The 26,001-nt window shown below is 45.9% G+C and carries 18 protein-coding genes; 2 read left to right on the top strand and 16 right to left on the bottom strand.

Annotation, left to right across the window (positions count from 1 at the left end; genetic code table 11):
- Positions 1-23: 23 nt before the first annotated feature.
- Together WFI24_RS03920 and WFI24_RS03915 are read right to left on the bottom strand one after the other, a co-directional pair.
- Positions 24-557, bottom strand: coding sequence for a hypothetical protein (locus tag WFI24_RS03920; protein ID WP_336758934.1), 534 nt, complete (start codon positions 555-557; stop codon positions 24-26).
- A gap of 23 nt (positions 558-580) precedes the next feature.
- Complete coding sequence (locus WFI24_RS03915) at positions 581-790, bottom strand: helix-turn-helix domain-containing protein (protein ID WP_336758933.1); 210 nt, start codon at positions 788-790, stop codon at positions 581-583.
- A 132-nt stretch (positions 791-922) separates the two neighbouring features.
- On the opposite strand from WFI24_RS03915, the gene WFI24_RS03910 reads away from it, so the two are divergent.
- Complete coding sequence (locus tag WFI24_RS03910; protein ID WP_336758932.1) at positions 923-2,119, top strand: DNA methyltransferase; 1,197 nt, start codon at positions 923-925, stop codon at positions 2,117-2,119.
- A 704-nt stretch (positions 2,120-2,823) separates the two neighbouring features.
- Here the strand turns inward: WFI24_RS03910 and WFI24_RS03905 are convergent.
- From WFI24_RS03905 to WFI24_RS03875, 7 genes are all read right to left on the bottom strand, one after another.
- On the bottom strand, positions 2,824-5,961 hold the full coding sequence (locus WFI24_RS03905; protein WP_336758931.1) for a DUF3427 domain-containing protein: 3,138 nt from the start codon (positions 5,959-5,961) through the stop codon (positions 2,824-2,826).
- Between the two features lie 211 nt (positions 5,962-6,172).
- A complete protein-coding gene (locus tag WFI24_RS03900) occupies positions 6,173-6,652 on the bottom strand; it encodes a hypothetical protein (protein WP_336758930.1) in 480 nt (159 codons plus the stop codon).
- 219 nt (positions 6,653-6,871) lie between these two features.
- Positions 6,872-7,201, bottom strand: a complete 330-nt coding sequence (locus WFI24_RS03895; protein WP_336758929.1) for a hypothetical protein — start codon at positions 7,199-7,201, stop codon at positions 6,872-6,874.
- Positions 7,202-7,417: 216 nt separating this feature from the next.
- On the bottom strand, positions 7,418-8,224 hold the full coding sequence (locus tag WFI24_RS03890; RefSeq protein WP_336758928.1) for a hypothetical protein: 807 nt from the start codon (positions 8,222-8,224) through the stop codon (positions 7,418-7,420).
- Positions 8,224-9,450 carry a WXG100 family type VII secretion target gene (locus WFI24_RS03885; RefSeq protein ID WP_336758927.1) on the bottom strand — a complete coding sequence of 409 codons (1,227 nt, stop codon included), beginning with the start codon at positions 9,448-9,450 and terminating at the stop codon, positions 8,224-8,226. Before WFI24_RS03885 ends, WFI24_RS03890 begins: the two co-directional genes overlap by 1 nt.
- Before the next feature lie 256 nt (positions 9,451-9,706).
- The gene (locus WFI24_RS03880) at positions 9,707-9,991 is read right to left on the bottom strand and encodes a DUF4183 domain-containing protein (protein ID WP_091034485.1); all 285 of its coding nucleotides are present in this window, start codon (positions 9,989-9,991) and stop codon (positions 9,707-9,709) included.
- 82 nt (positions 9,992-10,073) lie between these two features.
- Positions 10,074-10,904, bottom strand: a complete 831-nt coding sequence (locus WFI24_RS03875; RefSeq protein ID WP_336758924.1) for a DUF4183 domain-containing protein — start codon at positions 10,902-10,904, stop codon at positions 10,074-10,076.
- Between the two features lie 739 nt (positions 10,905-11,643).
- Between WFI24_RS03875 and sstT the strand changes: the two genes are divergently transcribed.
- Positions 11,644-12,873: a serine/threonine transporter SstT gene (gene sstT / locus WFI24_RS03870; RefSeq protein WP_336758923.1), complete on the top strand. Its 1,230-nt coding sequence runs from the start codon at positions 11,644-11,646 to the stop codon at positions 12,871-12,873.
- A gap of 267 nt (positions 12,874-13,140) precedes the next feature.
- Here the strand turns inward: sstT and WFI24_RS03865 are convergent, their stop codons facing one another.
- The 7 genes from WFI24_RS03865 to WFI24_RS03835 all read right to left on the bottom strand — a co-directional run bounded on the left by WFI24_RS03865 (position 13,141) and on the right by WFI24_RS03835 (position 25,994).
- Positions 13,141-16,623 carry a glycoside hydrolase family 2 TIM barrel-domain containing protein gene (locus WFI24_RS03865; RefSeq protein WP_336758921.1) on the bottom strand — a complete coding sequence of 1,161 codons (3,483 nt, stop codon included), beginning with the start codon at positions 16,621-16,623 and terminating at the stop codon, positions 13,141-13,143.
- A 307-nt stretch (positions 16,624-16,930) separates the two neighbouring features.
- On the bottom strand, positions 16,931-18,778 hold the full coding sequence (locus WFI24_RS03860) for an IucA/IucC family protein (RefSeq protein ID WP_336758919.1): 1,848 nt from the start codon (positions 18,776-18,778) through the stop codon (positions 16,931-16,933).
- Positions 18,738-20,087, bottom strand: a complete 1,350-nt coding sequence (locus WFI24_RS03855; protein WP_336758917.1) for a type III PLP-dependent enzyme — start codon at positions 20,085-20,087, stop codon at positions 18,738-18,740. The genes WFI24_RS03860 and WFI24_RS03855 overlap by 41 nt, the downstream gene beginning before the upstream one ends.
- Entirely contained in the window at positions 20,084-20,860 is a 777-nt protein-coding gene (locus tag WFI24_RS03850) for an HpcH/HpaI aldolase family protein (RefSeq protein ID WP_336758915.1), read from the bottom strand. Before WFI24_RS03850 ends, WFI24_RS03855 begins: the two co-directional genes overlap by 4 nt.
- Positions 20,857-22,836, bottom strand: a complete 1,980-nt coding sequence (locus tag WFI24_RS03845) for an IucA/IucC family protein (RefSeq protein ID WP_336758913.1) — start codon at positions 22,834-22,836, stop codon at positions 20,857-20,859. Before WFI24_RS03845 ends, WFI24_RS03850 begins: the two co-directional genes overlap by 4 nt.
- Positions 22,811-24,601 carry an IucA/IucC family protein gene (locus tag WFI24_RS03840; protein WP_336759625.1) on the bottom strand — a complete coding sequence of 597 codons (1,791 nt, stop codon included), beginning with the start codon at positions 24,599-24,601 and terminating at the stop codon, positions 22,811-22,813. Before WFI24_RS03840 ends, WFI24_RS03845 begins: the two co-directional genes overlap by 26 nt.
- Positions 24,579-25,994 carry an MFS transporter gene (locus WFI24_RS03835; protein WP_336758911.1) on the bottom strand — a complete coding sequence of 472 codons (1,416 nt, stop codon included), beginning with the start codon at positions 25,992-25,994 and terminating at the stop codon, positions 24,579-24,581. Before WFI24_RS03835 ends, WFI24_RS03840 begins: the two co-directional genes overlap by 23 nt.
- Between the last annotated feature and the right edge of the window lie 7 nt (positions 25,995-26,001).

Here is a 26,001-nt window from a genome sequence, read left to right as displayed (position 1 = left end):
TACACTCCCAATAATATAATTATTTAGTATAACTTGGGCATTATTCTCCCGATTCTATCATAATTTACTTCTAAAACAACTATCGGTAAATTGGCTGCTTCTTTAAAGTCAACTTCTAAGCACCTTAGTACATCCTTAGCACTTGGTGTTCTATCGGTTAAATAAGAACCTGTTTCATCATTTGGTACCACCAAAATACAAGCATCGATGTTATCCGCATAAAAGCTGTTACGAAGTAGCACAATGTCTCTAGTCAGAGAGTCACTCCGTGAAGAAATTTGTAACATAACCCCCAACCGCACAATAATTTCCTGATTAACTCCTCTTTCTTTAAACCAATTGAGACCATTCTTGTTTTCTTTAATCCACTCTCTTGAGAGAAACTCGTTATCCAATCTTTTTCTGACCTCTCCTGCACTATTACTATTTGTTTTATCAAGGATCTCTATATAAGTTGAACTGATTATATCTTTCACTTCAATATATATATCGGTAAGGCCTAGTCTATTAATCTTATTCATTGAGCCACCATAAAAATTCTCATTGGTAATAATCATTTGACCCTCCCATTTTCTGTGATTTATAAAATTAAAAGTTCCGCAGGCGGTACGTCCAATGCCACTGATATTTTATAAATATTGTCTAGAGAGATATTTCGAGTTCCTCTCTCAACATCGGAGACATATGTCCTATGTAACCCACATCTAAAAGCCAGTTCTTCTTGAGATAATTTTTTATTTATTCGTAAAAGTCTAACATTTTCACCAAATTTTTTTTTTATGTCTGTCATTTAGACACCAACTTCCGATAATTGACACTTATCTTTGTTAAATGATAAAATCTTTGTAGATTATAAGTCAACAGACTTTAAGTTACGGAAGTGAATACAAAAATGAAGTACTATTCGATCTATGACATTATTATGGATAAAGTGAAGTTAAATGACGAACCTGAAATTTTCAAATTCTTTAAAGATCAATTTAAGTTGAATAAAAAACAAGTCCTATCTCTAAAGGAAAGTACGTTTATACCTCATGATAGGGAAGTTCTTGATGCTTTTTTAAAGTATCTTGATTTAAGTGAATTAGAACTTTCTTTGATGCTGGGAGTTGTACCTATTCACTATCAAGACACTTATTTGAAACATATTAAAGATATTGCATATCTTTTAGAAAAAAACACAGACCTTCCTTCTCAAGTTATTAAGCCAAATCATAAAAATACTGCTTTCTTTTCAACTCCAAATGGCATTTTATATAATGGCGATGTAATGGAAATGTTCCATTTTGTTGAAGACGAGTCTATTGATCTTATCTTTGCGGATCCACCTTTTAATTTAAATAAAAGTTATGATGCTGGTGTTAATGATAAAAAATCAGTTAGTGATTATATCAATTGGTGTATTCAATGGCTAAATGAATGTGTAAGAGTTCTAAAACCAGGAGGATCTATTTTTATATACAATCTTCCTAAATGGAATTCTATTCTTGCTAATCATTTAAACCACTCATTGAAATTTTATAATATGATAACTGTGGATATGAAGCATTCTTTACCAATTACAAATAGATTGTATCCTTCTCACTATAGTCTTCTTTATTATGTCAAAGGAGACCGTCCTAAGTCATTTAACAACCAGCGTATACCGCTTCAAACCTGTAGGCATTGTGGAGGGGAAATAAAAGATTACGGTGGGTATAAGAGAAAGATGAACAGTCTAGGGGTGAATATCTCAGATGTTTGGACTGATATCTACCCCGTTCGCCATTCTAATTCAAAGAACAGAGACTTTAACGAACTACCTATCAAACTTCTTGATCGAGTTATTACTATTGGGTCAAATGAAGGAGACACCATATTAGATCCATTCGGGGGAAGTGGTTCCACTCTCGCTGTTGCGGAATTATTATCTCGCAAATGGGTAGGATTTGAATTGGGAAATTGTGGAATTATACAAGATAGGATATCGAATAATCATAATGATTTAGTTTTACTTGAAAAGATTTATGCAGAAAAGAATAAGTTATTCCCAGAAAAAGCGAGAAAATTGCGAAAAAAAAATAATTTTTGGTTACCTGAAGATTTTGAATTGGCTCCACATTGTGATTGTAATTCATAGCTTATTTCCAAAAAAATAGTAACAGTGTCAGTGTCTTGATAGCTTTGACACTGACACTGTTACTATTTCCTTCCTGTAACAGTTTATAGTTTATCTCAATTTTTTTTGATAAATTAGAACATATCTGATAAATTCAAATGTGATACTCTATCATTTCATCAGGCTTTTTTTATTGTTTTATATATTTTATCAGTTAATATTTTTATATGCTCTTCTAGTCGAAATGTTTTTGCTTCTTCTGGCAAAACTGCATCTCCAAAAATATTCGTTATTAAAAGGATAATAGATATGCGATTTTTTCAGCTTTTATTGCTGCCATATATTGAAGTATTCAGTAGCATATCTATTAGATTTTTTTGAATAATTCACCAGTGGTTTAACTAATCATACAAACAAGTATTGAGCTAATGGAGAATAAATAAGTATAATTTCCCCTTATAAATTATCATTGCCGATAAGAATCCAAGAATATTGAACTTGCAACACGAACTACAAGTATAGTCACTGAGAAAAGCACATTAGCATTTTTTAAGAAGCCCTAATTTACATACTTTTTTTTGGAAATAGTAGATTTGTATTAAAACTAAATAAGATACTACGACGACCCAAAACAATTAACAATTGCTATATTTATGTTCCACTCAATTTTAGTTGAAGTTAACGTTGTAATGAATTCAAGTTGATCTTATACCTTTTTTATTTATTCAAACAATACACTTATTCGCCACCGCCACCATCTTCGCAGGCATCTCTTCCCGCAGTCGCCATACAAAGCTCATCGGTTTGTTTCCTTCATGACTCACATAATCCGCTTCGCCCAGGAATACAAATGGAGACGTATAGCCATGCTCCTCCTTATACTCCCGCACGAACAAGGCGATCCGGTTGCCTGTCTCGCGATGATGAATATATCGCTGCGCGGTAGCCGTATGCTCTGATACCCGGCTCTGTGTCTGCCAGTGGAATAGACGCTCGTTGATCGCATAATCCTCATACAGCGTGGAGGGTGAGAAGTCTTTGTCCGATTTGTTCAACGTAATGAAGAAGATATCGGTCTGTTCATCGGCAAAATACTTCACGCCTTCACGGAAGGCGGGGGATTGCTGGGCATTCCAGTAACCAAAGGCAGCAAGAACTTGGTCAATAGAGTACATACAGTGGATATCCAGTGGACAAGTGTACGGGAACGAATTACTTTTATCCACAAATCGCAGATGAGCCAGATTATATTTAAAAATATCCACAAGCTCTGCTCGGAATGCTTCACAAGACAGCACACGCTGCACACCCTCTTCGATGTTGCTCAATCCTAGTTTCTCAGGCGCGGCCCGATGGAAGGTGTAATAGAACATAATCAACATGCGCCGTTCATCGGCGGTGGTTGCTTCTTTGCCTTTTTCAATAAAGTCGATCAGGAACGTCAGCCAGCTTCGGGAGTTGATCGTCAGCACAGACGGCAGTCTGCGGATGTACTCTTCGTGTTCATCTTCAATGGGTGCTGTTAATCCGGCTTCGGCCAACATGCCACGGAAATACCTTTTCCCCGTGCGTCCACCATACAATTCAACCAGTGTCATCCCGTGATGCTCTACAAAATGAGCCAAGGTTAGCGGCAGTCCGGTGTCTTGCTGGAACTTTTGCAGCTTCTGGATCAGCGCTCTGCGATTACGACTCATCTGCTTGAGGTTGCGCATGATGTATTCTTTCGCTTGCTTCTCTAATTGAATGAACGTGCCGCGTGGCAGGTTAGAAAAGCCGTTCTCGACGTAGTACGAGATGGAATGTTTGGTGACGCCGATCAGAGCGCGGAACTTATCTTGGAACCTGTACTCCTGATGCGCTTGCCCGATGAAGTCGAGCACGGTCAGGCACTCTTTGCCCTCCGCCATCCGTAGTCCACGTCCCAACTGTTGCAGGAATACGGTCAGACTCTCGGTAGGACGCAGGAACAGGATGGTGTTCACCTCAGGGATATCCACGCCCTCATTGTACAGATCCACGACAAAGATCATGCGCAGTTCCCCGTTCACCAGCTGTCCTTTCGCAGAATGACGCTCCTGTTCGTTCGACCCGCCATGTAGGGCCATGGATGGAATGCCAGCTTCGTTAAATATTTTTGCCATATAGAGCGCATGATCCACCCCTACGCAGAAACCAAGCCCCTTCACATCGTCCAGATCGGTTACGTATTTGTTCAGACTTTGAATGATCTGGTTGGCACGGATTTTGTTATGGGTATAGAGCTTCTCCAGTTCGTTCAGGTCATAGCCTTTACGAGACCACTTCACCTGAGATAGATCGACAGTATCGGTGATGCCAAAATATTGAAACGGACTCAGCAGCTTCCGATCAATCGCATCAGTCAGACGGATCTCGGCGGCAATCGTATGATCGAAGTAGGCGGTAATGTCTTTGCCATCCATCCGTTCCGGGGTCGCTGTGAGTCCCAGCAAGATCTTCGGTTCGTAGTGGGACAACAGCTTCTGGTAAGAAGGTGCAGCGGCATGGTGGAATTCATCCACAATGATGTAATCGTAATAATCTGGACTGGTGATCTCCGTCAGCTTCATAGCGTTAAGGCTCTGAATGCTAACAAACAGGTGGTCCAGCGCCTCCGCTCGGTGATTCCCGACATGCAGCTCACCAAAGTTCATATCCTTCAGGATATACCGGAACGTGTCCCGGCTCTGCTTTAAGATTTCTTCCCGATGGGCGACAAAAAGCAGCTTGGCTCCCGCATGGCTTGTCCGGAACCGCTTATAATCGAAGGCTGAGATGACCGTTTTGCCAACACCTGTGGCGGCCACGATGAGGTTGCGGTTTCGTCCATACAGCGTACGCTCGGCGTCCAGCTGTTCCAGCACTTCTTTTTGGTAATCGTAAGGCTGGATGTCGAGGTGAAAGTGGTTGGACTGATCTTTTTTACGATTCAGAGCCGCCTTCAACTGTGCCTCATGGCCATCATCCTCAGCCATATACCGCGTAAATTCACGGTCATTCCAGTAACTCTCGAAGGTCGCTTCAATCTTGCGCAGCACGTCGAGTGAATCCTTCTCCGTCACCTTGAGGTTCCACTCCATACCACTGGTCAGCGCCGGGTTGGACAGGTTAGAGGAGCCGACATAAGCTGTAGTGAAGCCAGTATCGCGGTGAAAAATGTACGTTTTGGCGTGTAGCCGAGTCACTTTGGTATCATAGGAAATCTGGATTTCAGTGTTAGGTAATTTGCTGAGTTCAGTAATGGCCTTCAGGTCGGTTGCTTCCATGTATGTAGTTGTGATGATCCGCAGCTTCCCGCCACCCGCCGTAAATTGCTGGAGCTGTTCCAGCAGCAGGCGAAGCCCGCTGAATTTGATAAACGATACCAGCCAATCGATCCGATCGGCGGTCACGATCTCCTTTTGCAACTCCAATAACATACTCGGCTCGGACTTTGCACCTGTGAATAAAGAGCTTTGGGCGATAGGCGTATCTGGACGAACGATTTTGGTATCCCGGACCGCACGAATGCTGTTCAGCTTGGAGTACACATGGGTCAGCACTTCCCCCTGCTCATCCAGTTGCAATTCGTTGTATTCTTCTTCCCCCAGTGTGCCTTTCAGGGTAGCAATAATCTCATTACACGTTCGGATCTGCGCCAACACTGCTGTCTTATCTTCCGTCTGTTCCCGCACAATCTTGAGCGCTCGCCGGGTCACCGCTGCCAGATACGTGGACAGCAGTTTACGTGCTTCCTCTGCATCCAACTTCTCGGTCCCAATGTTATACACATCCGGGTCCAGCGCCGAAATCTCATGTCTGGTGATGGTGTTGATAAGCTGTTCATATATGCCTTGTTTCATGAATGTACCTCGTGTGGGTGTAGGATGGTTGTGGATAGTTCTTTATGTATATGTTAGCTGAAAGTTGCTTCTTCTATATTATCGACCAATCTGTGGAAGATTTCATTAATTGTTTGATTTCATAGAAAAAGCACCTCTACTTATGGTCTGGTAGAAGTGCTTCTCTATGAATACGATTATGCGAAATATTAGCCTAGTGATCTACAGATTATTAAATATCAATCGGATCTTTCTCAACAAATTTTTCATACCAATTATTTAATGGGAAATGTGAGACTTGTATAATTTCTAGTGAGAGTGGTTTGATGGTAAAAGAACCGCCCCGTTCAAAAAGTTTAATTAACGGTTCATATATGTCTAGATATTGACTGATGCTCGGAGTATTCTCTGCGTACTTCGCCAACTGTAAATAGTATTCAAATATTCTTTTCACATAGGAGTTTTGATTCAAATACGCAACAGCCTCTGAACTACAATAAGCTGAAATATCTAATTCCTCTCCGTGATCCCCTAGCAGTTTCGCCACATTTGTAAATGCAGGTGGCATAGGCTTCAGCTGCTCCGCTTTATAAAACTGAGCCATTCTTCTGAGGAATTCATATCCGAGTTTAGTATCCTCCTCAGAGATAACAGTACCTACTAAGGCCCAATTTATATTATTTAGTTTGGATACTGCATTTTCCAATAACATTCTGTTTCACCTCAACATTTAGTAATCAATCTCATATTCGTAGTACTTGCTAGTATCCGCATTCCATAAAAATGCACCTCTACGTTTTTTCCGGTAGAAGTGCTGTATGCTTTATCTGTAATTCAGTTGTGATGTTTCGTTTAAAGGCTTTAGGGATCGATGTAGCACTACTCCTTTTCCCACTCTCATAATTCGTTGTAACTCCTAAAATATGATCCTTTACCCTATAAAAACAATTACGTCCTGTCTTTGAAATGCAAGTGGCAACTTTTCTCGAAGTCCCTCTATTCTTTCGACTATTTTATCCCTTTGATCATCTTTTAAATTCTTTACAGCCCATTCCTTTACCAGAAGTAGTTCCTCAACAATCATCGGCACATCTTCCCCTTCTACATCAACACCAGTTGAGAAAAGATCTATCCATTTTAAATCTAATACTTCAACTGCGGGTGTCCAGCAATCTTTAAAAAAAGTTTCTGTTGCAACTGGAACAAAAAAACTCTTTTCAAAATCATTTTGTGGTTCATGTATCACAGCACTAATAGACATTCCTTAATTCCCTCCGAAATTTGCGCAAAATCCCACGCCTAACGTCCACAACTTTGCCCACTGTCATAGCATATACAAGACTGGTTACAGTATTGAACGAATGATAGATGAGAGCCTCAGCCGTACCCGTGATTAGTCTCTCTATCACGGGTAATTATCCTAAAAAGAATTTCAATTTATTTCTATTAATTATTGATTTTAAAACATAGTTATCGATCATTTATCATTATTTTGGTCTTGGTAACTAGCAGATCCCTCCTTAATATGTACTTTGAGTATTCCTGAATCTACTTTATCAAGATGCCACCACCAATTGTTAATAGGTAGGTCTCTATTCTCATCCCCAGCAGTAATCAATAATTTTTCATCATCTATGTCCAATAATCTCAAAATCAACTCATCTACATGATTTATCTTTTCTTCAAGAGATTTATTTATAGATTGAACTTTTAGATCTTCTCTCATCTCAAAAAGGTTCTTAAATAAGTCTAAGTATTGCAGCTCCTCACCATCCCATCCACCTTCTTCTTCAATACACTCTATTCCACCGACAAGCTCTTCGTTTAAACATTGGATAATATCTTCGATTACTTCATCATTAATTAGTCTAGAGTCATAAAATTGTTGAGTGTTTTTAAATTTTAAATTCTCTATCTCATCATTAACAAATAATCCACTATCACCATGATATATAAACACATCTTTGCTTTTATCAAGGATTGAGTAAATCTCTTTACAAAAAGATAACGCCAAAAAGGTAGCATTTCGATCCTTGCTAGGTTGAATAAATAATGCAGTTTTCAGATTAGTATTTTTAACCTTATCCTTAGAAATATCAAACCACATATTCCTTATCTCATCATGATCTTTAAGAATATAATAGTTAACCCATATCCAACTGTTGGATTTTTCTATTCCCCAAGAGGATATTTGATCTTTGGCACCAAACTCAGACAGCACACTGTTTAATTTCTCAATACTAAGTTCTTCTTCCATGTACATTACTATATTGGATTGTGACATTATCTTTTGTCTCCTTTTAGGGTATTAATTAATTCCTCTGGAGATGTTACAATTTCAACACCAATTGAACTTATATTTTTTGCTTTCACAGTATCAATACCATTTGGGGCATATAAAATAACTCCTTTATGATCAGGATTTATATGTGGCTGCTTAACATCGCCTTCAAAGTATTTATAAAAATCACTTATTGATTTTGATTTACCTCCAGTAGCATTGAAACATTCAATAATATAATTCGATGTTCCCAGATCAATCTCCCCTATCCTACCACCTAATTCCTTAGCATTATAAGTTGTACCAGCCTCTGTTATTTTTATTTTATTATCAAGTAATAACTTAGCAGTATCAGCTTCCAGTCTAAAACCTTCCCTACCAGATTTTGATCCTTCTTTTAAATTTTTTAGAATCTTTTTTAATGTGTCCTCACTTGCTAGTCCTGAACTTATAAGTTCATCGGAATTCACTCCAATGTACTCAGATATCTTTTTTTGTTGGATTTCAGTAAGTTTTAAATTCTCGTTATACTTAAAAATCCCACCATGCTCCGGCTTAGCTCCACCCGATCCACCCAGATCGGTATGCTTATCATCCATCGAACGAAAAGCTTTGCCAAATAAAACATACGCTAGGACCTGTCCCGTCATCGCTCCACCGTAATACCCTGCTCCACTCTCATCGATCTGCTTCTTCTGCTCTTCTACAAATTGCTCTATATCAGACCTCGCCGTTCCCGTACCCCAAGCGGTATCCCATGCAAACTGAATACCACGCCCAACGTCTACAACTTTGCCCACTGTCATCGCATATGCCACACTACTTAATGTACTGAACGAGTTAGAGAAGAAAGCTTCTGCCGTCTGGCCCATTCCTGTTAATGTTTCTCCTACTGATTTATCAAGCAGCCCTACAGCGAAATTCCGCTTTAGTTCTTCTGGAACATACAGCGCAACCTCACCTGAGCCATCCGTTGTTCTGAAGTTCATTGCGATAAACGTAAACTCTTTCTGGATTTCGTCCAACAGCCCGAGTGTAGTCGGGAACACTTCTTTCACCTGCATAAAATCCCAGAAGAAACGCTCTCCTGTCACACCCGACCAATCAGATTGCAACATATAGATGGATTTCTCCAGTTCCCTGACCATTCGCTCCAGTTCCTGTTTCTTCTGCTGGACCAACCGGACCTTTTCCTCCAATAGATCGGGATGTACCTCGATTCGCTGCATTTCCTTATCACCCGCTAACCTGACCGTAGTTTATGTAACCAAATTTTAACAAGTAAGAAGGAAGATTGGAATCAAATGGAAGGATCATTTCCTCAGTGGTTATCCGGTCGATGGGCAACATCCTTGGGTAACTATTTTTGCACATTAATGCATGGATGAATGCGGTTGTGTCGACTGGGTATCTTGTACAAAAAGAACGACTTCTATCACAGATAGAAGTCGCACAAGATAACGATACAGTAGGATTAAATCTTCTTTAAGACACTACAAATTGTACGACAATTGGAGTCCCATCATTTAATGCATCTCCACCGGGAATTGTAATTGTAGTCGTCGTAGCCGAGGATGTATCTGCTGTTTGCATAAGGCCATTAATATAAAGATTGTAGTAGTTGTAGGTGCCTGGAAATGCGGTTGCAGCTACACCAGCGTCGTTTGTAAAAGCAGTCGCAGCAATGGCAAACGTTGCCCCAGTGCCGGTCCCATCACCAATGGTTGCAGCAAATCTTAAACTGTTCTGAAAGGGTGTCACAAGTGGCATGTTTCTCACCTCCTACCTAACATAGTATATGTGGTAGGTTTGGGAGTAGTGAAGGCAAAGGAACCAGCAACTAAAACCAATTTTAACCATTTATGATATTGGCTGTTATTATAATTATCTCAATAGTAATAGGTGTCCCTGCAAAGATCACACCGTTTTGTGGCGGAAAAAACAACCCCTCCGCACTTACATTGTATGAGTTTCCTGGTTGGACGATCCCGTTTATATAAAGATTGTTGAAACTAGTAATTCCAACCCCGGCAAACTCTGTTATGCTGCCGCCATCGTCATTTGTGAATGCTGTGGCAGGAATTATAACCGAGGTCGACAAATCCAGATCGGTGTCCGGAAAATAGAAGTAACGGTTTACCGTAGGAATGATTTCAATTCCTGGTACGCTGCCCGGCGGACCTTGCTCACCTGGGGGGCCCGTTGGTCCTTGGACTCCGGGAACTCCCGGTTGACCCGGTTCGCCTTGAGCACCTGCAGGACCCTGCGCTCCGGGAACTCCGGGTAGACCCGGTTCACCCTGAGGACCAGCGGGACCCTGTGCTCCCGGAACTCCGGGTTGACCCGATTCACCTCGAGGGCCTGCGGGGCCTTGCGCTCCAGGAACTCCCCGTTGCCCCGATTCACCTTGAGGACCAGCCGGGCCTTGCGCTCCAGGAACCCCTTGTTGACCCGTCCCGCCGTGAGGGCCTGCAGGGCCTTGCGCTCCAGGAAGCCCCGCTTGCCCCGGCTCACCGTGAGATCCGGCAGGGCCCTGGGCACCTGCCACACCTTGCGTTCCAGGGAGACTCACAGTCTCCAATTCGTGCTGTCTCAACGGAGCGAGCTGGGGGGCGGGCTCACAGCATACCGGGTTGCTGCCTCCCCCTCTCGGTAATGCAATGACTTTTTTGTCACGGGCCATTTTCTGTGATCTTAATGGACGCTTCAGTGAGCAGCGCTTTCTCCGATAAGATCTACGGATAATATGGCATTTCTTTCGTTTTCCCAAGTGTTTTTTTCTGCATTTCAACGTAGAACGACTGGGCCTTAATTTGTTGAGGGTGGCTGTCCTCTTGTTCAGATACTTCAAAATGGTCATCTCCTTAGGCCAAGGCACACAGTATATATGCCTTATACTATGTCCTTAGCACATTCGGAGAGTGTGCGAATAACTATGAGGAAAGCCCAATAAAAAAGACAAGAGTCCTGCTGTAGTTGTCCTTTGTCTTGCCAGCATGGCTTCATTGTTTAATTATGAGGGAAGCGAAATACCCTTATGAAGCGGAGCTCAACTTCCTTTTTGCCGTCCAATAACTCCAGCCTTGGAATACTACAAACAACGCTACCGTTATGGTCAAACTCATCCCCATCTCCACCAATCGCTGCATATTCCCATTCAAGAAAACGCTGTACCCCCTGAGTTACCGCGGAACTGAACTGTTCTGAGGCGAAAAATACATAATAGAGACTAAACATCAGCATATGAACAAAGGTATACACGATGGAGAAGGCAAAAGGACAGCGGGGGACGGGATGATCTATAATACAAATATTACCACACCACACAAGAGACAAATTCCGTGATAAACTAACGCTATGCTCCATTACAGCGCCGATGCGTTGCTTGATAAGATTTTATATTGAAACTCGGAGGAATATGGATGAGAACGGCATTAACGAAATGGAACCGAATGAGTCTTATTAAACGAATTTTACTAGGAATTGTCTTGGGGGTTGTCTTGGCCCTGATCGTGCCCGGTGCAACAGGAATTGCACTTTTCGGTTCCTTATTTGTCTCAGCATTAAAGGCGGTTGCTCCAATCTTAGTGTTACTTTTGGTGATGGCCGCTATATCCAACCATCGAAAAGGTGTTCAAACCAATATGAAAAGGATTATCGTCCTTTACGTTATGAGTACCTTTCTGGCTGGGCTGCTCGCGGTTGTGGCAAGTTTCTTATTTCCGGTTACATTGACTTTGGTATCGAGCGTGCAAGAGTTGACCCCACCTGATGGCATTGTCGAGGTCCTGAAGAGCTTACTATTGAAGATGGTTGATAATCCGGTAAGTGCACTGATGAACGCTAACTATATCGGTATTCTGGCTTGGGCGGTGCTGTTTGGTGTTGCTCTCAAAAGCTCCAGTGATAACACCAAAAACCTGATTACTCAATTCTCGGAAGCAGTATCGAAGATTGTGAAATGGGTAATCCAGTTTGCACCGTTCGGGATTATGGGTCTTATTTTTGACTCCATTACAACAAGCGGACTTTCGTCTTTGTTGGGTTACGGAAAATTACTTTCCGTTCTTGTTGGATGTATGGTGTTCACCGCGCTTGTTGTGAATCCACTAATCGTATATCTGAACATTCGTAAGAATCCATATCCCCTCGTCTTTCAGTGCTTAAGAGAAAGCGGGATTACGGCATTCTTTACACGAAGTTCTGCGGCGAACATTCCAGTCAATATGAGATTGTGTGAAAAGTTAGGCTTAGACAAGGATACGTATTCGGTATCCATCCCGTTGGGCGCTACGATTAATATGGCGGGGGCAGCCGTTACCATATCGGTCTTATCCCTTGCGGCTGTTCATACGATGGGTATTCAAGTGGATTTTGGAACAGCGCTGATTCTCAGCGTGTTATCCGCTGTAGCCGCTACAGGTGCCTCGGGCGTGGCGGGTGGCTCTCTTCTTCTTATTCCTATGGCATGCAGCTTGTTCGGCATATCGAATGATATTGCGATGCAAGTCGTTGGGGTTGGCTTCATCATCGGAGTGTTGCAAGACTCATTTGAAACGTCCCTGAATTCATCCTCGGATGTCTTGTTTACCGCTACAGCAGAATACGCTAAGAAACGTAAAGAAGGTAAGAAAACAGCAGTTCAACTCTAAACCAACAGCAGTTGGCCTACCATATCCCCTCCTGGTTACAGTGAAAAAAGATCACATGATGACATGCGATCAACACCGTGGACCCGAGGGGATTTCTTCATTACAACGTAAAATGGAACAATAACTTCTGCAACATTTTTTCTCCATAGAAGAAGGCATGAGCGCTCCGTTTTCTTGCATCAGCGTTACACATTATTAAAAAATCCCCTTCAAGTAACCACATGTTCTGAACGAACACCGTTTACTTGAAGGGGATTGATCTGTACTCTACTTCTCGAATCGGAACCAGCCGAAGTCAAACTGACTGCCTGGCAGGAAGATAAAGCTTACTTTCTGCTCACCTTTCACCTGTTCAAGCTCAAACACCCGTTCTTCGTATCCACTCGACTGTGTGAACTCAACCAGCTGGTTGCTCTGTCCGTCCGCACCTGCGAAGCGAATATGAATCGTATTCTTATCAATCGGTGAATGGCCGTAGATCACGAGCTTCGACGTGCCTTCTGTCGTAAAGTCCATGTTTTCAAACTCCAACGACACGTTGTTCCCGATGCCTTCAACACGGTCACCTTCAATTTTAAACGTATCTCCATAGAGATGATCACAGGATGCAGCAGCATTCTGCTCGAAGGCCCGACTCTGACGTTCGAAGGAGAAGCCTTTAATATGAATCTTCTGCTTCAGTACAAAACAGATCGACGTAATTCCGCTAAGACGTTTGGATAGTTGGTACGTCTCTTCCTGGTACACATTCCAAATGGACTCTTTGTCATACACCACATCCGCGATCATCGTACTTCCTTCTTCATCCGGCATACCTTCCCAGATCTGAATGAAGTAGTCCTCACTGGACAGCGTGAAAATAGGAATCGTTATGGTATCGGAGCCGTACGGTCCGAAGTCAATATTACGGAAGCCCACGTGTGTCTCCCCATCCCGACTTGTGGCTACCCCACGTTCGTTGCCGTTACCAACTTCACCTTTGGTGTAATCATACAGTCCGCCCGTGATGAAGCCGTATGGATCTTTGTACGCTGTGCCGAGACCGTCGGCCTTGAATTCCAGCTGCGAGATGAGTTTCGTTTTATCCGTACCGTTGGTACTGGTTGCGCGAAGCCGGAACTCCCCATCACCTATAGCCGATACCTTCACCGCATGTTGATGCTCACCGTTGTCGCCCGTTTCCGCTTGGACAGCTTCCACTTTGGCAATGTTAGACTCGATCCCCGCATCATTCACAACAGCCCACTCGATATCCCGGTAGGAAGTGTTCTCCGGGTACAGCTTGGCGGTTACGACCAGCTCCGGGTTAGATGGATCGAGCAACTGTCCTGCTTTACTGATGATCTCAATTTTCCGCAAAGGAATCTCCTGAGCATTCCCGGTAAGCACTGGACGTTCTTCATTGTTCATGAAGACAGGTTTCGCTTGTTTCTCATCAACCAGTTCCTCATTCACAATATGCGATTCAAACTCAGCTACAGCCCCTTCCAAACCTTCGGAAGAAACTTCAATTCGGACCGTTCCAGGTTCATTTGTTGCTCCGATAATGGCCATCAGTTTGCCGCTGAACAGTCTTCTGCTCAAACCTTTGTATGGATCGTAGTCCGTGCTGTCCCCGTTATCCAGACCCAGCAATCGTCCTGCACCCGTCACCTGAACTTGTACGCGATTGTTCGCATTGTGCACCGGATTACCCGCTTCATCTTCCACATCAATTTCTACAAAAATAAGGTCTGTGCCATTCGCTTGCAATTGTTCCCGATCCGCTTGCAGACGAATCTTCTTCGCATCCGTATATGATCTTTGCACATCGGTTGCAATGATCTGACCGTTCTCATCGTAAGCGATCGCTTTCAGCTCGCCCTCTTCGTACGGCACTTTCCACCAGCCAGACAGCTGTGTTCCATTGGCATGATCGATATCGTACGTGCCAATCGTTTTACCATTGAGTTGTAGCTCAATCTTCGGTGCGTTGCTGCACACGCGTACATCAATGATCTGACCCGGGCTGAAATCCCAATAAGGGAACAGGTGCACCATCGGACTTTTCTTATAATCCGTCCAAGCCGCTTGGTAGATATAATAGGAGTCTTTCGGGAACGTTGCTGTATCCAGCTGTCCAAAATACGAATTCTTCGTATGATACGGTGTCGGTTCTCCGATATAATCGAATCCAGTCCACAGGAACTGACCCAGTGAATACGGCGTATCCCGCTCTGCCAAAATGCAGTATTCTGCCGACTTCGCGCCCCAGCTCGTCGTACTGTTACCCAAAGCCGAACACTGCTCGTCATCATCTGCCAGAATCGGCTGTTCGAACGGGAAGTGATAGATGCCACGACTCTGCACCACAGAAGACGTTTCACTTCCATAGATGATCCAATCTGGATGTTCTTCATGATGTTTGTCGTAATATTTTTCCGCGTAGTTGTAACCTGCCAGCTTCACGATATCTGCGCATTTTTGTGCATTTTCCCATGGCATGTAGTTGGAACCAATCGTCACGCCAGCATTACCTTTTGGATCAAACTCCAGCACATAATCCATCAGCATCCGAGTTACTTCCTGTCCACGCTCATCCGCATGGGTATCATAGATTTCATTCCCGATACTCCACATAATCAGGCTGGCATGGTTACGGTCGCGCTTCACCCAGCTCTTCACATCGGTATGCACCCACTCCGGGAAAAATCTCGCATAGTCGTATGGCGTTTTGGCACGTTCCCACATATCGAAGGCTTCAGACACAACCAGCATACCCATCTCATCCGCAAGTTCCATGAACTCTTTGGCAGGCATATTATGCGCGGTGCGGATGGCGTTAACGCCCATTTCTTTGAGCAAAACAAATCTTCTACGCAATGCCGTCAGGTTAAACGCAGCTCCCAGCGCACCGAGATCATGGTGTTCACACACGCCGTTCAGCTTCATCTTAACTCCGTTCAGGTGGAACCCTTCATTGGCATCCAGCTTGATATCCCGGAATCCAATGCGCTGTGATACCGATTCAACTGTCCGATGTTCCTGATCATCCGAGGTCAATCGCAGCTCCGTCACCAGTTCATACAGATGCGGTGCATCCGGGCTCCATAGGTTAGGATTCACAACCATAAGCTGTTGGCTATCTACTGATGCTGCCGCATTCTCACCCACCGAAGCCGTAACATTCGCTTGGCTGGATGCCACCACCTGACCTTCATACCGGATCGTATGCACCAGCTCTGCTTGTTGATTCTGTTCCAGGTTCAGCTCCGTATCCACTTCCACCTGCCAGCCATCCGGCTGCTGCTGAATCGATACATACGTTCCATCCGTCACGATGTGGTTGCGGTCTCTCGTTTTTAGCCACACATGGCGATAGATTCCGGCCCCGGAATACCATCTGCTGTTCGGGCTCTGATGCACCACTTTGACTACAATCTCATTGTCGCCTTCCACCAGTGCATTCGTGATCTCATGCTCAAAAGCGGAATAGCCATACTTCCACTCCCCAACCAGCTGCCCATTCACATACACGGAAGAATCCATGTATACGCCATCAAAACAGAGCAAAAGTTGCTGCTCATTCTTCGTGTAATGGAACGTCTTGCGGTACCATCCAATGCTGTCCTCATACAGTTCAAGCGTATTATATATCAGCCAATCATGGGGAAGTTCCACAGGTTCATACACTAGACCCGCAGGTTCCGTAACATCCAGCTTACTTTTCGCAAATTGCCATCCATCATTAAAAAGCCTCTTCTGATTCATGGTAGATTCTCACTTTCTTCAAGTAAATTATGATTACGGTTACAACACTAAATATCGCTTTTTACGAAAACCTTTTCGGAAGTATTCAAGTATGACTGTAACACATAACCCGATTATACCACCAGTCTCTTCCCTATACCTCCATTTCGCAAGATTTTTTAGCCAGATTGATGAACATTTTATTCCTTCAAGCATTAGAACTCGCGATAACAACAAACCAAAAAGGCAACCCCTCAAACGGGTCACCTTCTATACTATAGCACGCCACTTCTTCTCTCTACACTTCTACACCAATCATACCCAACCTCTATCCCTTGTAAAAAGGGTTCCACCCTATGCCTTTGCCCGATGGCATCGCGCCTGGCACCCCATCCGCTTCAAGCAGCGGACGGACAACTAACTTCACGGGCCACTCCCTGCTCTCGAATATCGTATGAGCGAGCGCGGCCCGATCGGATTCGGGAAGCTGCACATGTTGCAGCGCTTCCTTCCAAGCTTGCTCTGTGATCTCCCATAACTTCGTTTCCGGGATGTGATACACCTCGCTCAAAGCCTCCATGATCGCAGCCAGATTCACCTGCGTCCCCAAAGACTGCACATAGAAGATCAGCTTCTGGATCGTCTCGTTATACAGGCTGTTCGAGTAACCCGGCCGAATATGGTATGCAGGGTCTGCAATGCCATGCTTGTCCAGATAAGGCTGATGCAAACGCACCGAATCATGATCGCGGAACAATATACCTTTTACCTGATTATCCCGTAACACCAGACAGCAGTTCTGACCATGAATCTCGGGTACAACGCCCACCTTGAACAAACGCATCACGATATCATAGAACGTCGTAGCTATATTATTGTAGAAATCTACCACGTCCGTACTGCTCGGGTTATCACCCAGAATGTCCGTCAATAGATGATGCCCTTCCAGATTCACACCCAGTGCAGCCATTGGAATGACTTTATAATCATCATCCAACAACTCAGAGGGATACACACGAATCTGTGCAGCCAGGTGGCGGGGATGATCATCGAACAGTCCCATGGATTCCGGCATGAAACCCCACCAGTTCTGCTCTTTGCACATATACACCTTGTCCTTCAACGTCTCGTCACAAGCTACAGCTTGCCTTAGCATCCGTTCTCCAGCAAGACCATTCAACAGTTTGACTACCGGAAGATAACGAGCAGCCCCCAGAGACAGAACACTAACCGGTAGCTTAAGCATCCGGGTGGACTCGGTTGATGGGGCCATCGAGCGCAGAGAGGATGTGGCCTGTACTTCGCCCACTTCTATGTCTAATACGACTATGCTACCCTCTTCGATCTCTCCCGTGAAGCGAGGCAGAATCACATGTTCCAATTGCCACGGGTGAACAGGCATTGGCAGATATTCGTCCAACGTGATCCCTTTGCGGGTAAACTCGGCTTCCACTACTCCACGCTGAACATCGTCTAACACGTCCAAAATGGACATCCCATCTTCGCAACCTTGCTGCACGGCATCCAGCCGTATAGCTACCCAGCGCAGCGAAATCGCCTTCCCGAATTCTGCTGCATACCGAGTTACATCTTCTGCGTTGAATCCCACTTTGGCTTTGGACGATGGGTGAAATGGACGATCCCGCAACGCCGCAACACGTTCACCTTTGATAAACCATTCATAAGCAGAAGCTGGGACGTTGGTGGACAGATACTGGACTTGTTCCCAGCCCAGAGCATACTGCTCCACAGCAATGTCCAGACTAGCAAGAAACTCCGCCACTCCGGGCTGCGCATAGGCCTCATCCGACAAAGCCTTCTGTAACACGGCACGTCCAACCTCTACCGGAGAATCAAGGAGAACCCAGCTTCCATCTGGTTTCTCCTCGTAGATTGGTGAACCCTGAACCCATTGAGTCCCCTGTCTTACTCCTGTTTCAACCAAACACAGCACGCCTTGAGTGTGTAATCTATAGCGAGAAGCTACATTATGATTGTGCTCTTCTCTGTCATATTCCTTATACAATCGACGGAACGGTGCAGGGGCCGTAGCAAAATCATTGAACGAATAACCTTCTAATGGAAGCAATTGCTCCGACAAGAAGGCGTTCATCAGATCCGCCATAATCCGGCGTTCAGCGGCTTGCAGACTGGTATGCTTCATCAGTGTTGACATGATTATTGTCCTCCGTTAGATAATGGAATGCCGGGTGCGGATGCCCCAGAAAATCATGATGCGAGATGGTCCAGCAATAAGCTCCAGACTTTTCAAACAAAATAATATCTCCCACGCGCAGCAGTGCTACCTCCGCATCGGAATGCAGGCGATCCTTGGGTGTGCATAGCTCACCTACCACATGAACTCGACGATCTCTTACCTCTGGTCGGGCAAACGAGTGTTTCCAGCGATCTGTCGCCATAATCTGAAACGGATGGTTATGCCCCCATGAAGCAGGCAGACGATTGTGGTGCGTACCTCCCCTTAACACGGCAAAATACTGATCATGAGAAGTTTTGATATCCGTAACCTCTGCTGCGTAATATCCATGGTCTGCCACCAGCAGTCGACCCGATTCAAAATACAGCTGGCCTCCACGTGAAACAAGGCGCTGTCTGGCTTCACTTTGCTCCAGCAGAGAAGTGAATAATGGCCAGTCGAATCCGGGACTGCCATCATACGTGACACCGAATCCACCTCCTGCATTCACCACTTCCACAGGTAGATCATACTGCTGCTGCCACTGCTCCACCTTTTGCAAATACAGCTCGATCATCTCGGCATGCAGCCTGGCATCCATATTGTTAGACAAGGAATGGAAATGGAACCCGCTTAACCGAACCACACCCGCGCCTTCCACACGAATGAGTTCAATGGCTTCTTCCACTGCCTCTTCATCGATTCCAAAAGGACTCGGCCCACCACCCATAACAATCTTCGTCCGAGGTAACGTACTGCTTCGCAGGTTGATTCGGAGCAGTATGCGCACTTCCTGCGCTTGCTCCTGTTGTTGCTTGTGTTTTGGCTCATGTCCCGGGTTCTGCTCCCATTCTTGCTTCTGCCTGCTCTCCTGCACCTGCTCCTGCTCCATCGCCCTCTCTTTCGCAATCGCAATGATGCGCCGAAGTTCCAACAGACTCTCCACATGGATGTAGCTCACGCCATGCTCGATCGCCAGACGCAGTTCGCTCTCCTTTTTCCCCGGACCTCCAAACAGAATCGGAACCTCGCGACTTACCGCTCTAACCTTGAGTAGCTCTCCAATCGAAGCCACTTCAAATCCCTTCACCAATGGAAGCAACGCCTCAATGATGCTCGGATCTGGATTCGCCTTGATGGCGTAGAACAATTGTGTGTTCCGGGGCATGCTGTCCAGCATCTGACGTACCTGTTCCTGAATGCCAGCCAAGTCGTAAACGTACGCACATACCGGTTCTTCCATCCCGCGTTGCAGTTCATCAACCGCATGCCATACACTAGGTTTCATATCTGCCCACCCGCATTCCTGTAGTCATTCCGTTTTTGGGCATATGCCCGAAACGCCGTATTCCGATCATCACCAAGCACATATATATGTACTCCCCGCTCAGCCCAGAGCGACATATCCTCCACACCTCTGGTGACCGTTGCATAAGGTACTTTGCACTGCTGGGCAGTAGCATGCAATTCATCCAGTACATGTCTCACATCCGGGTGCTCTGTCTGCCATGGCACTCCGAGGGATTGCGACAGATCCGCCGCCCCTTCCAATACAAAACTCACCTGAGGGTGAGACAGAATCTGTGCACTTTGCCGCACGCCCTCCACGCTTTCGATCATGGGTACAACCATCACTTGTTCGTTCGCTTCCCCAATGTATCCCGTGAGCGGATATTTCCCGAATACACCGGGACGACCGCTATTCAAGCTCCGCATACCAACCGGATGATAGTAGGCGTGACGAACAGCTTCCTCCACCTGCTCCAATTGCTCGACATGCGGAATGACGATACCTTGTGCGCCACAGTCCAGCACCTTAAGAATCTCCGCTCTCTCCACCTTCGAGATCCGAACCAGCGGGGTTAGGCCGACCAGTTCCGCCGCACGGACCAACTCTTCCACCTGCTCCATCGATATTGCGGCATGTTCCAGATCAATAATGACAAAGTCATATTCCGCATGTCCGATCATCTCAATGATCACCGGGTGTGGTATGGATACAAAAAGGCCATAGACGGGCTGTTTGCGTGCAATTTTTTCCTTCAGCGTGTTAATTCTCATTCGACGATTCCCTTTAATTCGGGTGTTCTCTTTGATTCAAGTGCATCCTTCGATATCTTGAGCGGATTGCTCGCCTTGCGGAAATATAACTCTCCATCCCCATATAGACGGCGCTTGGTCATCTCTTCGATCATTGCATCTTCGGCAAAAAGGTCAAATGCAGCGAATCGCTCTTCGTACTCCGGGTGCTCGCGCTGATAATCCACAATCACACCTGCACATAGCTGCCAGAACGCTTCTTCCGACAACCCAAACTTCTCCAAAGCCAGCGCAATATCCGTCATACAGATAAAAAAGAATGCGTCATATGTATAGTCACGGACTTCCGACACATCGCCGGCATAGATGAAGGAATACCGATTGAACTTGCGATGAGTTTCGGGCTCTGGATTCAGTTTCGGTGCCCGTTCCGGGTACAACAGTTGATCCGGCACATAGCGAACACCATCATGCAGATCCTTGATGATAATTCGTTTGGGCAAATCATCTTCCAGTACCAAAATGATATTCTGAGCATGAGATTCCAGCGCAATCCCGTGTGCATAGAGCAGATGAATAATCGGCAGTGTAACTGTGCGAACAAGGGCCTCGCTCCACTTTTCCACACCATGTCGTTCTACAGCATCCTGAATAAATGGAACACCATCCGGCTGCACCAACATCAACGCATTCAGCGGCCATGCTGTCTCGCCTTCATTCAGATGAACCGATACATTCTCCCGCCAGATCGCACCAAGTGTGCCGTAGGCTCGTCCATATTGGGTTGCAGGCAACTGTTCATAACGGAATGACAGTCCCATGATTTCTTTTAAAATGCCAAACTGCACCTGCTGCAACAGCTCATCTTCACGAATGAGTTCTTCCAGCCAATCGCTGATCAGCGGTGCGTTCTGGGTCGTATGCTGTGCCAGAATACGTGTGCTCGACGTGTTGGTGATGCTGAGGGCCAGTTTGATGTAAGGGGCTTCCGGGTTCACCTGGTTCGACAGCGAACGGATCGACTGCTGCGCGCGATAGGGCGAAGACGATGGACCGAGATATACGATGTCTCCATCCATGCGCTGACGGGCAAATACCGATTCCAACTGGTGCTCCCACTGCCATGGATGAACTGGAATGAACACATATCGATCATCCGCGTCAGAACCTATTTCCCCATCAACCTTGCTGCCTTTGCCACCAACGCTAGAGCCTACTAAGCTATCTTGAGCAATGGTTATATCACGAACATCGGTACTGCTCCCAGGCTGATCTGCAATCGTCGCATATGCGTTGACGTTCTCGCCCGTGTCCGTACGACCTTGTTGTTGCAGGATCTGTTGAAATCGCTGCATATCCTCTGCGGTCAGATGTTGCCCCACCAGTTTTTCAGAGCTATACCCTGCGGATACAGCGGTCTGAGCCAAATCTTTTTTCACAGCAACCCAGACTAATGCAACTTCCGTGTTAAATTCAGGGCCATAGGCCAGATTGTCTTTCAGAGAAAATCCCAGCCTCGACTTATAACTCGGATGGTACAGATGACCGTCGGTCATATGACTTTCAAGCGCATCATAATGCCGATCCTCACTCGGAATGTTCAAGGGTAATATCGCCCGGCACTGACTATCCTTTGCCATCGTTTCGAGAAGTTCCTGGATAAAAGCTGTCACATTTGCACCCTTCAAAGCATTCAGCACGATTTCCTCCAGAAACAGATCCAGATCGGTGCAGCGGACGCCTTCCCTTTGGATCGAACCCTTCTTCACCTTCACCCGGCCAAATGAAAACTTCCGCTCGGCTTCACACGTGTACGCCACAGGTTTTCCTGACGATGTAAGTCCCTCGGTTCGCCATTCGCTCCCACTTACATGACTGTCCAGAATGCCTTCGAACCACATCGCCTCCAGCGTCTGCCGCATGATCCGTTCCTGTACACCCACGTAGACTGCTTCTGTCCTGCCGCCTGCTTCAGCCCTGTATCCCACGACTCCCATGTACTTCACTCCCCATTCGTTTCATTACATTGCTCACCGGCACGTAGGCCGGGGTCTGGCTGATACCCCTTAGACAACTCACCAAGTTTTGTTTGGCCAGAAAAGCATCCGTTGTCAGCAGATGTTGCACATATGCATTGCCCGTTCGTTCCAGTTCATCCACAAGTACCTCACGTACCTGCTTCCAGAAATGCTCCTCGGGTACGTTCACATCTCGCGCCATTGCATGAATTAGAGACCCCAGATGATTGACGATAAAATAGTAAGAAGTCCGCGCCCAGGCTTTCTCTCGCGAATAAAATAATAAATCGGACGCAGCACGATCCTGCTCACTTATAAGTTCCTCATCCACACTGACCCCTTCCAGATCGCGGACGATAAAATCCACAGGCAACCCATCCTTTAAGGTCACAAGGGTATTCTGCAAATGGGCTTCAAAATGAATGCCTTTCTCGCCCGCCGCCCGTACAATCGGCAACAGAGAACATGCCAGATAACGATCCAGCCAGCGCTCCGGTATGTCACGTCCACCGCCCAGCATTGTCATTAGTCGCGACCGCATCCCAGGAAGCGGTGCTTCAACCAGACTGGATAAGACATACGTATTCGCAGGGTCGAACTCAATGGGACGATAAGCTATCGTAAACAGACTGGTTAACTCTTCATCATCAAAGGTACAAGTCGCTACGCCTGTCTCATACGCAATATGCGTGTTCTGTTCATCAGCACCGAAACAGTCATGCTGGCTGACGTATTTGGAGGCATCCAGTGTTCTGCGCATCTGCTCAGCACTGTTGGTGCGAATCATGTTGGTGATCTGCATGTTCAGTGACAGCTTGATATTGCAGTTCCATGCCGGAATATAGACTGTACGGACCGAAGAAGTTGGATAGACGGTTGGCCCCGCATTGCCGAGCAGAATCAATTTTTGATCTCGAATATAGTGCTGTACCTCGGTCAACTGTGATATGTACGCGTATTGCCATGGATGGACGGGCAGCAGCCCATACATTCCACTCTTTTCTTTTAAAATTGGCTCCACATGGCTCCGCAGGAGATCATGCAAATCCATTACCGCCTCGTCATCCACCCATTCCTGCACGTAGACGTCTTGCCTCACGGCGATATAACAGAGTTGAAACGATGTCCGTAGTTCCGGACTGTACTTCTGAACATCCTGCTCGCTGAAGCCTTTGGAATTCTTCGGGAACGGATGGAATGGATGACCATACAACAGTGACTGTTCCGATGTGCGATAGTCGTGGATGTCGAGACCGGCTGCTTGTTCGATATACAACGTAAGGTTACGCACACTGTTATCTACCTTTTGTGCAAAATCTCTGGCATACGCCGCCTCTACGCGATTCTTATTCTCATCAACTGGATGTACATTCTCCAACTCAAGTGAACTCTTCAGGTCTATCGCACTCTTCAGCATTCCATGTTGATCCGAACTCTCACCCTGTGCCCCATCTCCACTTAGCTCACATGTGATCCAGCGAACCAGGTCGCGATAATGCACCGCTTCTCCGTCAGATTCCATGCTGAGGTATTCATGCTCACCTATGGCCGAGTAATAGGATAGCTGTCCTGTCACCTTCACCCTACTGGCTTGAAAAGCAACAGCGTACGTCAGCGTATTTGGGTTGATCCGAATATCGTTTTCCTTCTCTAGCGCAAGCTCACGGATGTAACAGTTCAGCAGCAGTTTGCATGAATGTTCATGGGCCTGCTGCTCAGCCTCAGACCGGAGCTTGTTTTCCATCTCGAACAATGATGCCAACCTTCTTTCGGGTTATAAGTAAGACCAGGGGAAGTGTAAGCAGTATGGCGCAGCCAAGTCCGATACAGATCTCTTTGAGCGCTCCCCATTTTGCCATCTCCATGGATGTTCCTGCCCCGGCAAGCCATTGCCAACGCATATCGTAATATAGGGTCAAGCCCATCACCGCAAACGAAGAAGCGAGCCGCTCAATTGTGGTCGATAATACCGACCCCTCATGCATGTCTTCGTCCGGTAATGCTTGCAGGCCCATCGCAGAGATACTCATGCCTGACAGACCAACGCCAATTCCGCGGCACGCCATGAGCATCCCGATGATCCAGATCGATGCTCCCATGGGCAGAACTGCAAACGACAAGATCGATATGGACACCAGCAACGTCCCCCATGCGATAAACTGCATGGACCGACCGCGATCCAGCAAGCTGCCGCCAATCCACATGAACAGACTTGTACAGATCGACAAGGGAATGAACAACGCACCGGACAACGCCGGCGACAGGTGGAAGACGTCCTGGAACAACAACGGTAATGCAAAGATCACGCCAAACATGACACAATCCTGAATGGTCGAGATCAGTACAGTCAGCGGAAAGACGGCATTACGCCGCAGCAACTGGTATCGGATCAATGGTTCCTTGCGACCATTCTCGGATTGGACAAAACGAATAATCAACACCACACCAAGCGCAATAAGTATCCAAGGTACCCATACTTTCACGACAGGACTTGCGTACAACTGTACCCCCAGACTAAGGGCACCTACCGCGCAGATCAGCAGCATGACACTGGATGGATGCCATTTTTTCCTGCGGGCTGGGATATAGGTCTGAATGACTCGACCGCAGCCGATGAACGAGAATATAGCCAGTGGCACATTAAGCCAGAACAACATTTCGAGCCGTCCATACTGAATGATAAAACCACCCAGTGTTGGTCCGGCAGCCGGAGCGAGCATAAGCAGCAAGCCCCACGCTCCGGTAATTCGCCCTCGTACCTCCGGTCCGTATACATCGAACAACAGCACAAGTGATAAAGGAATCATCAGCCCCGCGGCAACCCCGTGCATGAATCGGACCAGCAACAGTACTTCGATGGAGTGATAAAACAATGCACCTGCCACCGAGAACAGTCCGTAGATACTGATGCCCAGCATATACGTCTGCTTACGGCCCAGTCGGTCCACGATCAGGGAAGCCAGCGGCATCGTTAACGTCATGGCGAGCATGTACAGCGCGATGATCCATCCGCCTGCTGTGGTAGAGATCTGATAATATTGCACAAAATAAGGCAGCAGCAGGTTAAATGCACTGTTGGTCAGCACCAGCGAAAAAGCACCGATCAGAATCGCGATTAATACTGCATGCCTCTTCATCAGGGAA

The organism is Paenibacillus sp. USHLN196, assembly GCF_037144955.1.
GTDB lineage: Bacteria > Bacillota > Bacilli > Paenibacillales > Paenibacillaceae > Paenibacillus > Paenibacillus xylanexedens_C.
This window is presented reverse-complemented; position numbering and strand designations above follow the sequence as displayed.